Annotated in this window: 6 protein-coding genes and 1 tRNA gene; 5 read left to right on the forward strand and 2 right to left on the reverse strand. The window is 67.4% G+C overall.

What is annotated here, in order from left to right; translation table 11 throughout:
* Nucleotides 1-202: 202 nt before the first annotated feature.
* Both B7Z76_RS15385 and B7Z76_RS15390 read right to left on the reverse strand, forming a co-directional pair.
* Complete coding sequence (locus B7Z76_RS15385; RefSeq protein ID WP_291345061.1) at nucleotides 203-961, reverse strand: molybdopterin-binding protein; 759 nt, start codon at nucleotides 959-961, stop codon at nucleotides 203-205.
* A gap of 14 nt (nucleotides 962-975) precedes the next feature.
* Entirely contained in the window at nucleotides 976-1,986 is a 1,011-nt protein-coding gene (locus B7Z76_RS15390) for a bifunctional GNAT family N-acetyltransferase/(deoxy)nucleoside triphosphate pyrophosphohydrolase (protein WP_291345063.1), read from the reverse strand.
* Nucleotides 1,987-2,089: 103 nt separating this feature from the next.
* Between B7Z76_RS15390 and B7Z76_RS15395 the strand changes: the two genes are divergently transcribed.
* The 5 genes from B7Z76_RS15395 to B7Z76_RS15415 all read left to right on the forward strand — a co-directional run bounded on the left by B7Z76_RS15395 (nucleotide 2,090) and on the right by B7Z76_RS15415 (nucleotide 5,116).
* Nucleotides 2,090-3,352, forward strand: a complete 1,263-nt coding sequence (locus B7Z76_RS15395; protein WP_291345065.1) for a glutamate-5-semialdehyde dehydrogenase — start codon at nucleotides 2,090-2,092, stop codon at nucleotides 3,350-3,352.
* Nucleotides 3,353-3,363: 11 nt separating this feature from the next.
* The gene (locus B7Z76_RS15400; protein ID WP_366925318.1) at nucleotides 3,364-3,993 is read left to right on the forward strand and encodes a nicotinate-nucleotide adenylyltransferase; all 630 of its coding nucleotides are present in this window, start codon (nucleotides 3,364-3,366) and stop codon (nucleotides 3,991-3,993) included.
* A 125-nt stretch (nucleotides 3,994-4,118) separates the two neighbouring features.
* Entirely contained in the window at nucleotides 4,119-4,514 is a 396-nt protein-coding gene (gene rsfS / locus B7Z76_RS15405) for a ribosome silencing factor (RefSeq protein WP_291345069.1), read from the forward strand.
* On the forward strand, nucleotides 4,511-4,987 hold the full coding sequence (locus B7Z76_RS15410) for a 23S rRNA (pseudouridine(1915)-N(3))-methyltransferase RlmH (RefSeq protein ID WP_236656252.1): 477 nt from the start codon (nucleotides 4,511-4,513) through the stop codon (nucleotides 4,985-4,987). Before rsfS ends, B7Z76_RS15410 begins: the two co-directional genes overlap by 4 nt.
* A 54-nt stretch (nucleotides 4,988-5,041) precedes the next feature.
* A tRNA-Met gene (locus tag B7Z76_RS15415) sits at nucleotides 5,042-5,116 on the forward strand.
* Nucleotides 5,117-5,408 lie beyond the last annotated feature (292 nt).

Consider the following 5,408-nt stretch of genomic DNA (forward strand, 5'->3'; position numbering starts at 1 on the left):
AGCCAGAAAAGTTCCGCCATGTTCCAAGTCCTCCGAACAGACTTGAATCAGACGCCCCGTAGTCATGGCAATAGGTACAGAACCTAGAGCATCATCCGATCAGATGGAATCATTTGATTGGGCAAAGATACTATTTTTATCAATACGATAGAGCGCTACATCCGATCCGAAAGGATCGGGAAGTGCTCTAGCCGTGCCGGCATCACACCGGCGGTTCACCCCGGACCGGCGTGATGCCCTCGGCTGCGATGAGCGACTCGGCCTCACCGGCTGCGGCATCCAGCGCCTCGACATCCGTACCTTTGACAACAACCGCCACCCCGCTGCCGGCCTCGCGGTAGAACGGATAGCTGCCAACGTCGATCTGCGGATACCGCGCCTGGATCGCCGAGAGCCGGGCCGCGATGCTGCCTTCCTTCACCCCGAGCCCATGCACCGCCCGCATCGCGATCGGCGTGCCGCGCGTCAGCACCGTCTCCAGCCCGGTGAACATCGCCTGCATGATCCGCGGTACGCCGGCCATCACATGCACGTTGCCGATGGAGAATCCCGGCGCGATCGAGACCGAGTTCGGGATCGGCACGGCACCGCGCGGCAGCATCGCCATGCGCTGCCGCGCCTCGTTGAACTGCTCACGGCCGAGATGCCGCTCCAGCGCGTCCCAGCTCTCCTGATGCTTTTCCCACGGCACGCCGAAGGCGGCGGCGATGCATTCGCTGGTGATGTCGTCATGCGTCGGCCCGATGCCGCCGGTGGTGAACAAATTGTCATAGGCAGCGCGCAGTTCATTGACCGCGCGGACGATCCGCTCGGCGATATCCGGCACGACCCGCACCTCCTCGAGCCGGTGGCCGAGCACTGCGAGACGACCGGCGATGAATTTCGTGTTCACGTCCTGCGTACGGCCCGAGAGAATCTCGTTGCCGATGATCAGGATGGCGGCGGTGGGGTTGCTGGGCATACAGGTCTCCCGGATCACAGAAAATCGCGCAGCAGCGGCAGCAGCGGACGGTCGGCCGGCGGCATCGGGTATTCATCGAGCCGGTCCGGCGCCACCCAGGCCAGTGCCTGGCCCTCGCGCGGCTCGGGCGTGCCGCTCCAGCGGCGGGCGAGATAGAGCGGCATCAGCAGATGAAACTGGTCATAAGCGTGCGAGGCAAAGGCGAACGGGGCGACATCCTCCTCGCGGAGCCGAATGCCGAGTTCTTCCTCCATCTCGCGCACCAGCGCCTGTTCAGGGGTTTCGCCCGGGGCGAGCTTGCCGCCCGGAAACTCCCACAGCCCCGCCATCTTCTTCCCCGGCGGGCGACGGGCCAGCAGGATGCGCCCCTCGATATCGACCAGCGCGCAGGCGGCCACCAGCACCAGCGGCTTCACGGCAGTGACCGCGGTCGCCGCCACCGGTTCGGGAGCTGCGAGATGGCGCAGCGCCAGCGCCTCCCGCGTGATCGCGTAATGCACCACCGGCAGGCTCGCGCCGGGCTGACCGATGAACTTCGCATGGCCCCGCCCCGTCGCGCTGAACCCGGCGCGTTCGAGCAGCGCGACCGAGGCCGCATTGTCGGCGGCCACCGTCGCCTCGATCATGGTGATCGGCAGCTCGGCGAACCCCCAGTGCAGCAATTCGGCGACCGCCGCCCCCGCATGCCCGCGTCGCCAGAAACGTCGGCCGATCCAGTAGCCCAGCGCAGCGCTGCCCCGCGCGGCATCGAGCCGCAGCCCGGCACTGCCGATCATGCCGCCATCGGCATCGAGAATCGCGAATTCATGAGCGCGCCCGGCCTCACGATCGGCCACCGCCGCAGCCACCCAGGCCTCGGCCGTCTCCAGCGGATAGGGAAACGGCGCTTCCGGCAGCCGGCGGCAGATGTCCCAATCATTGATGAGTTGGTGGAAGCGGGCGGCATCCTCCTGCGTGAGCGGCCGCAGCACGGCGGTTCCGACGGCGTCCCTGGTGGCGATGTCCGGCACGAAAAACCCCCGCACTGTCTCCTGGCCGCTCCGGGATAGCTTGTCCGGGACGCGGCCGAAAGGGCGATCCACGGTTTGACGGTTGATTTGCCGGCCGCGGGCGCGCAATTCTTCCGCCATGGACACCGCGACCCATAAAGCCGAAGAATTCCTTAACGCCGCCACCGGCCGCGCGCGCGCTGCCATGCGTGGCCTTGCGGCAATGCCGGCGGCCCGGCGCGATGGCGCACTGCGCGCCGCCGCGGCCGAGTTGCGCATTCACGCCGTGAACATCCTCGCCGCCAACGCCCGCGACCTCGACAGTTTCGCGGGATCGCCGGCGATGCGTGACCGGCTGCTGCTGAACGAGGCGCGCATCGAGGCGATCGCCGCCGGAATCGAGGCGATTGCCGACCTGCCCGACCCGCTGGCAGGCAGCCGCACCGAATGGACGCGGCCCAACGGCCTCGTGATCCGCCGCGTGCCGCAGCCGCTCGGGGTGATCGGCATGATCTATGAAAGCCGCCCCAATGTCGGCGCCGATGCTGCCGCGATCTGCATCAAGTCGGGCAATGCGGTGATCCTGCGCGGCGGCTCGGAGAGCTATCATTCGAATACCGCGATCTATCTCGCGATGACCAAGGGCCTGCGCCAGGCCGGATTTCCCGATGGCGCCGTGCAGATCGCCCCGAATATCGACCGCGCCTTCGTCGCGGCGATGCTGGGCGCGTCAGGGCAGATCGACCTCATCATCCCGCGCGGCGGCAAGTCGCTGGTCGAGCGGGTGCAACGCGAGGCAAGAGTGCCCGTGCTCGCGCATGCCGAGGGGCTCAACCACACCTACATCCATGCCGAGGCCGATCCGGGGATGGCCCGAACCGTGCTCGCCAACGCGAAAATGCGGCGGACCGGCATCTGCGGCGCCACTGAAACCCTGCTGATCGACGCAGCCATCGCCCCTGCTCTGCTCCCGCGCCTGATCGAGGATCTCGCCGCCCTTGGCTGCACCTTCCGCGCCGACGACCGCGCGCGGGCCATCGTGCCGAATCTCCCCGCCGCGGGGCCCGATGATTTCGACACCGAATGGCTCGATTCGGTGCTTTCGGTCAGCGTCGTCGACGATCTCGACGCAGCACTCGACCACATCTCCCGGCACGGCTCGTCGCATACCGAGGCGATCGTCACCGAAAACGCCGATGAGGCTGGCCGTTTTCTCGCCGGCACCGACAGCGCGGTGGCGATGTGGAACGCTTCGACCCAGTTCTGCGATGGCGGCGAGTTCGGCTTCGGCGCCGAGATCGGCATCGCCACCGGGCGGATCCACGCCCGCGGCCCGATCGGCCCGGGACAGCTGACGACATTCCGCTACCACGTCGTCGGCACCGGCCAGGTGCGTCCCTGAACATTGACCGACTGCCGCGCTTCGGCGACCGCAGGCCACTGCGCATCGGCCTGCTCGGCGGCAGCTTCAACCCCGCGCATGAGGGCCATCGTCACGTCGCGACTGCGGCGCGCCGGGCGCTGCAACTCGATCAGATCTGGCTCATGGTCTCGCCCGGCAATCCGCTGAAGAGCCGCGCCGACATGGCACCCTTCGCCGAACGCTTCGCCTCCGCGACACGGCTTGCCGACGGGCGGCGACTCGTCGCAACGGGGATCGAAGCCGCGCTCGGAACCCGCCGGACCGCCGACACCCTGGCCAAGCTGCGCCGCCGGTTTCCCCGCGCGCACTTCGTCTGGATCATGGGGGCAGACAACCTCGCCCAGTTGCACCGCTGGCACCGCTGGCGTGATATTGCCGCCGCCGTGCCGATCGCCGTGCTGCCGCGGCCGGGCGAAACGCGCGCCGCGCTGGCCGGGCGGGCCGCGGATGTGCTACGAAATGCACGGATCGCTGCGCGCTCGGCGGCGACCCTCGCCGGCAGCCCACCGCCGGCCTGGACTTGGCTGCCCGCGCGCGAAAATCCATTATCAGCCACCGCGCTGCGCGCCCGTGCCCGCAAGGCAGGCGCGTCGCACGGCATTCAAGGAGACCGGCCATAGCCCGCCCGCCGACCCGCTCGACCCCGCCCACCGCCGCACCGCGAAAGCCGGCGGCGAAGCGCAAGCCGCCGCTTCCCGCCGAGGCTGCACCCAAGACCCCAGGAACCCCGCGCAAGAAGGCCGCCATCGCCGGCCCCGCGCCGCAAACCGCACGCCAGCGCCGCAGCGCGGACAAGGCTGCCGAACGGCTCGCGCAGATGGAACAGGTCATCACCGAGAGCCTAGCCGACGACAAGGCCGAGGATATCGTGACGATCGACCTTGCCAGCCGTGCCAGCTTTGCCGACCGGATGGTGGTGGCCACCGGCCTTGCCGACCGGCAGATCGCCGCGATGGCGACCCACCTGCTCGAGAAGCTCGCCACCATCGGCGTCAAGCGCGTGCAGGTCGAGGGGGCCGGCGGATCGGACTGGGTGCTGGTCGATGCCGGCGACATCGTCGTCCATCTCTTCAAGCAGGAAGCGCGCGAGCTCTACGCGCTTGAAAAGATGTGGAGTGCCGATCTGGACGAGCCGGTGTGACGGCTCCGAGCGCCCGGTTGCGCATCGTTGCGATCGGGCGCGATACTAGGGGACCGGAAGCCGATCTCGTCGCCCGCTACGCCGCGCGGCTCCAGCCCCGGCTGGAAGTTGTCGCCCTGCCCGATGGCACCGGAAGCCCGGCTGAGATCAAGCGGCGCGAGGCAGACGCGATCCTCCGCCGCCTTACCGCCGACGATCTGGTCATCGCTCTCGATCTCGACGGCAAGGCGCCTGACAGTGCTACCTTCGCCGCAATGCTCGCCTCGTGGCGCGAGACCGCCCGGCCGCTAGCCTTCGTCATCGGCGGCGCCGAAGGGTTGGAGCGGCGGATCATCGAGCGCGCCGAGGCCGTGCTGTCGCTTGGCCGGCTGACCCTGCCCCATCTTTTCGCCCGCGCCGTGCTCGCCGAACAGCTCTACCGGGCGCAATGCATCCTCGCCGGACACCCCTATCACCGGGCGGGGCGGCCATGAAGACAACATGATTGACTTGCTCCTCCTGTGACGCTACCTCAACGCCAGCCATGGGGCGGCGTAGCTCAGCGGTAGAGCAGGGGAATCATAATCCCTTGGTCGGTGGTTCAAATCCGCCCGCCGCTACCAAGGCTTTCAATTCTGCACAATATATTGGCTCAATGGAACAAGCGACTATGGTCGCATGTGACTAAGGTATTTTTTCTTGCATGGTTCATGGATCCACAGAACCGTGCGGCGCTTGACCTGTCGGTTCACGGTCATGACTGTCAATCATTAGCTCACTTCCCGGTCCTTTCGGATCGGGTTTGGTGCTCTAGGTTCTGGACTCAACTGATCCAAGATGTGACGGCGAGGACGAGGCAAATACCAGCGAGGAAATTTCGTGCGGTTTTGTCATATCGTGTGGCGATGGCGCGCC

Source organism: Acidiphilium sp. 20-67-58 (assembly GCF_002255515.1).
GTDB lineage: Bacteria > Pseudomonadota > Alphaproteobacteria > Acetobacterales > Acetobacteraceae > Acidiphilium.

Excerpts from the sequence above, each read along its gene's own strand:
- B7Z76_RS15395 (WP_291345065.1), top strand. The coding sequence starts at position 2,090 with ATGGACACCGCGACCCATAAAGCCGAAGAATTCCTTAACGCCGCCACC.
- B7Z76_RS15385 (WP_291345061.1), bottom strand. The coding sequence starts at position 961 with ATGCCCAGCAACCCCACCGCCGCCATCCTGATCATCGGCAACGAGATT.